The sequence below is a fragment of the Mycobacterium sp. genome, assembly GCF_040509115.1.
In the GTDB taxonomy this organism is placed as follows: domain Bacteria; phylum Actinomycetota; class Actinomycetes; order Mycobacteriales; family Mycobacteriaceae; genus Mycobacterium.
In genome coordinates this window covers 1-4,495 of the sequence record NZ_JBEVLO010000202.1, presented here as the reverse complement: position 1 = coordinate 4,495, position 4,495 = coordinate 1, and the positions used below count along the sequence as shown (strand labels likewise).

Here is a 4,495-nt window from a genome sequence, read left to right as displayed (position 1 = left end):
ACGCCCGTTTCGGCGCGGCCGCGGCGCCACCCGGACCCGGCGTCTCGTGTTCTCATTCCCTAAGCTCGTCATACGTTTTCCCGCACTGCCGTTGAGAGGGGCCAGCAATGCCCGACTCGTCACTCCCGGAGATCCTCCGCGAACGAGCAAGCCTGCAACCTAATGACACGGCGTTCACGTTCGTGGATTACGAGCAGGACTGGGAGGGTGTCTCGTCGAGCCTGACGTGGGGCCAGCTATATCGCAGAACGACGAACTTCGCCCGCCATCTCGACGGCATCGCCAAGACCGGCGACCGCGCCGTCATCGTCGCACCGCAAAGCCTGGACTACCTGGTGGCGTTCCTCGGCTCGCTGGAAGCGGGGCTGGTCGCCGTCCCCCTGTCGACGCCGATGATCGGAGCGCACGACGAGCGCGTCGGCGCAGTGCTGCAGGATGCGGCGCCGACCGTCGTCCTGACCACGTCGTCGATCGCCAATGTCGTGGCCCCGTACCTCGAACCCATCGGAGATCTGCCCGCGCCGACCCTCATCGAGGTGGACCGACTCGACCTCGACGGCAGGCACCGCGCCATCCGCCGCACCGAGGCGCGACCCACCACCGCGTACCTGCAGTACACCTCGGGTTCCACCAGGACGCCCGCAGGCGTGATGGTCACGTACCGCAACCTCTCGGCGAACTTCGAGCAGATCATGCGTGACTTCTTCCCCGAATACGGGAAGGTGGCGCCCCCTGGCACGACGGCGGTGTCCTGGCTGCCCTTCTATCACGACATGGGACTCATCCTTGGCGTGTGTGCCCCCATCCTCGGCGGCTGGCAGACCGTGATCACCACCCCGTTGTCGTTCCTGGCCCGGCCCGCCAGGTGGATCCAACTGCTGGCCGCGAGCCCCAACGCATTGACCGCGGGACCGAACTTCGCGTTCGACCTGGCCGCGGCGAAGACCACCGACGAGGACATGGCGGGGCTCGATCTGAGTCGGGTCGTCGGCCTGATCAGTGGCGCCGAACGCGTCCACGAATCGACGCTCAAGCGGTTCATCAACCGGTTCAGCAAGTACGGACTGCCCAACAAGGCCATCAAGCCGTGCTTCGGGATGGCCGAGGCGACGTTGTTCGTGGCCACTCGCGCGCCGGAGGACGCCCCGGTGACCGTCAACTTCGATCTCGACGCCCTGTCGGCCGGTAAGGCGCAGCCCTGCGACCGCGACGAGGGCACGCCGTTGGTGAGCTACGGCACGCCGCTGCGGTCCGAGGTTCGAATCGTGGATCCCGAGACCCGAATCGAATGCCCGCCGGGGACGGTGGGCGAGATGTGGCTCGACGGCGACCACATCTGCCTGGGGTACTGGGAGAAGCCAGAACAGACCGAGCACACCTTCAACGGCAGGCTGGTCGACCCCGCCCCGGATACGCCGGAGGGGCCCTGGCTTCGCACCGGCGACCTCGGCTTCATGCACGACGACGAGCTGTTCGTCGTCGGACGCATCAAGGATCTCCTGATCGTGCGCGGCCGCAACCACTACCCCGACGACATCGAGGCGACGATCTCCGAGGTGACCGGGGGCCGTTGCGCGGCGATATCGGTGCAGAGCGACCGCTCCGAGGAACTGGTCGCCATCCTCGAAGTCAAGAAGCGGGGTGACACCGAGGCGGAAGTTCAGGAGAACCTCGAAACCGTGAAACGCGATGTGACGTCCGCGATTTCGACCGCGCACGGCATCACCGCAGCGGATCTGGTGCTGGTTCCGCGCGGCGCCATTCCGATCACCACCAGCGGCAAGATTCGCCGCTCGTCGTGCGCCGAGTACTACCGCAAGGATCAATTCGCCCGGCTGGACACGGGTTTGGTGCCCGCCGGGAGCTAACGCACGATCTGGTAGCCGAACAACTTCTGCATTCGAGGGGGCAGCACCGATACGACGGTCCACTGGAGGAACAGCCGCCAGTAACCGATCGCGTCGAATCGTCGCGTGGAGGTGTAGACGGTGCGTGTCGGAAGGAAGAAGAAGGCACCCGACCGCATTGCCTGCCTGATCAGCAGGAGGTCCTCCCCCATCGTCAGTCGCTCGTCGAACCTGATGCGGGGGAACAACGAACGGCGGGCTATCTGAATCGCGTAGGACCCCTTGCCGAACCGGTGGGAGAAGTCGTAGTAGGCGAACCACGCCCTCGCCCGCCAACCTCCCCCCAGTGGCAGGACCCTGGCGGTCCCCACGGCCAACCGCTTTGGCGTGCGTTCGAGCATGCGCTCGAGATCGTTGAGGAAGTCGGACTTGAGCACCGTGTCCGCGTCGAGGAAGACCACCCAGTCGCTCCTCGGTGACACCCGGTCGATGCCGAAGTTCTTGGCCGCAGACACGCCGGTGGCGTCGGACTCGAACACTCGAATGTTGTTGCGCTCGTATTGCCTAGCGACGTCGAGGGTCCGGTCGGATGAACCATTTTCGACGATCAGCACCTCGTAGGAGTCGGTCGGATACGCCAACTTCGCGACGTGGTCCAAGGTGTCGCCGAGGTACTGCTCCTCGTTGTGCGCGGGCACGATGATCGAGAAGTATTGCTGTCCGAGCACTTTGCGATGATAGCCGGGCACGGCGGCTCCCGCCGATTCGCGATCGCCGGTTCATGCGATTCCAGCGATCGTGGAGGCTTCCAAGCGCCGCCAGCTCACCAGTCGCAAACCGATGAATGCGTCAACACAGCAACCAACGATGTGATGGCGCTCACATCCCGACGACGCCATGGGGGGCGCGGCAAGCAGATCCCCATCGATTGCCAGCGGCGCGACGGGGACGGCCTCGCGGTCGGTCACGGTGCTTGCTGCACGGTATCGTGACAATCCGTGATCGAGCTTCGGGATCTGGCGAAGACATTCGGTGGGGCGGTGCCTGCGCTGCAGGGTGTGACCTTCAGCGTCCCGTCGGGTTCGATCTGCGCCCTTCTCGGCCACAACGGTGCAGGCAAGACAACGGCGATCAAGATCCTGTCCACGTTGATCCGACCCACTTCTGGGCAGGCGATCGTGGCAGGCTACGACGTGGTCCGCAACCCCGCGGAGGTGCGGGCGAGCATCGGCGTCACCGGTCAGGACGCCGCCCTCGATCCCCTGTTGACCGGACGAGAGAACCTGATCTTGTTCAGCCGACTGCGTGGCATGAAGCGCAAGCAGGCCCGGGTCAGGGCTGACGAGTTGATCGAGCAGTTCGATCTCGTCAACGCCGCCAATCGTCCGGTGATGGACTACTCCGGCGGCATGCGGCGGCGGATCGACATCGCGGCGGCCCTCGTCATCCCACCGAAGGTGCTCTTCCTCGACGAACCCACGACGGGGCTCGACCCCCGCAGCCGGCGCGACGTGTGGTCGCTCGTCGCGTCGTTGGCGTCGCAGGACGTGACCGTCCTGCTCACGACGCAATACCTCGAAGAGGCCGACGTGCTGAGCGACTCCGTCGTGATCCTCGACTCCGGCCGCGTCATTGCCTCCGGCACGGCAGAGGATCTCAAGCGACGTGTCGGGTTCGGCTTCTGTCAGCTCACCCCGGTGAACGCCGAGGATCTACCCCGGGTGGCGCTGGCGCTGGCCGATCTCGGTGAAGTCGAGAAGGACACCAGGGAGAACACCGTGTCCGTGCCCGCGCCCGACGGCGCCGCGACCTTGACCGAGGTGCTGCGCCGCGTCGACCGCCTCGGCATCGAGCTGATCGACATCTCGTTGCGCAAGCCGTCCCTGGACGAAGTGTTCCTGCATCTGAGTTCGCCGTCGGGTGCCGCGGTCACCCCCTCCGCAGCCGGATGACGGGTTTGACGGCGCTCGTCGAACGGGTGATCCTCGGAACCATTCGCGATCGCGACCTTCTGCTGGCCATCTTGGTGCCGGTGGGCACCTATGTCGGCTTCAACTTCGCGCTCCAACACCTGATCGACACCGGCGGGATGAGCTACGCGCAGTACGTGCTTCCCGCCGTGATCGTCCAGGCCATCCTGTTGGGTGCGCTGACCACCGCCGACCGCGCCAATCGAGACCAGTCGACCGGGTTCGGCGTTCGGTTGCAGACGCTCCCCATACCTGCCGCCGCACCGCTGATCGCGCGGATGACCTACTGCCTACTGCGCGGCCTGATCGTCGTCGTCGCTGCGGCGGCCGCGGGCTTCGTGTTCGGCTTCCGGATGAATGCAGGCATCGGGTACGCACTGGCCTTCGTGGTCCTCGCCCTGGCCTTGACGCTGGGGCTCTCACTGGGCGCCGACGCGATGGGCACCCGAATCAAGCAGAGCGACGCCTCCAGCCAGCTACTGCTGATCCCCCAGCTGCTTCTGGTCCTGCTGTCCAGCGGGATGGCGCCCGTCGAGTCGTTTCCCGGATGGGTGCAGGGCTTCGTTCGCTATCAACCGGTGTCCCAGGTGACCGAGACGCTGCGCGCCTTCACCGAAGGTCATGTCGCACTGGGCAATCTGTCGATCAGCCTGCTGTGGTGCATCGGCCTGATCGCGG

Annotated in this window: 4 protein-coding genes; 3 read left to right on the top strand and 1 reads right to left on the bottom strand. The window is 65.7% G+C overall.

Annotated elements, in window-relative coordinates; translation table 11 throughout:
* The first annotated feature begins 107 nt into the window (after positions 1 to 107).
* Positions 108 to 1,868, top strand: a complete 1,761-nt coding sequence (locus tag ABW137_RS14235; protein WP_526400959.1) for a fatty-acid--AMP ligase — start codon at positions 108 to 110, stop codon at positions 1,866 to 1,868.
* On the opposite strand, the gene ABW137_RS14230 is transcribed toward ABW137_RS14235, so the two are convergent.
* Complete coding sequence (locus ABW137_RS14230) at positions 1,865 to 2,575, bottom strand: glycosyltransferase family 2 protein (RefSeq protein ID WP_526400957.1); 711 nt, start codon at positions 2,573 to 2,575, stop codon at positions 1,865 to 1,867. The genes ABW137_RS14235 and ABW137_RS14230 overlap by 4 nt on opposite strands.
* A 270-nt stretch (positions 2,576 to 2,845) precedes the next feature.
* On the opposite strand from ABW137_RS14230, the gene ABW137_RS14225 reads away from it, so the two are divergent.
* Both ABW137_RS14225 and ABW137_RS14220 read left to right on the top strand, forming a co-directional pair.
* Entirely contained in the window at positions 2,846 to 3,799 is a 954-nt protein-coding gene (locus ABW137_RS14225) for an efflux ABC transporter ATPase subunit, DrrA-related (protein ID WP_526400955.1), read from the top strand.
* Positions 3,796 to 4,495: ABC transporter permease (locus ABW137_RS14220; RefSeq protein WP_526400953.1), on the top strand; the 700-nt coding region annotated here is incomplete at its 3' end. The genes ABW137_RS14225 and ABW137_RS14220, both read left to right, overlap by 4 nt.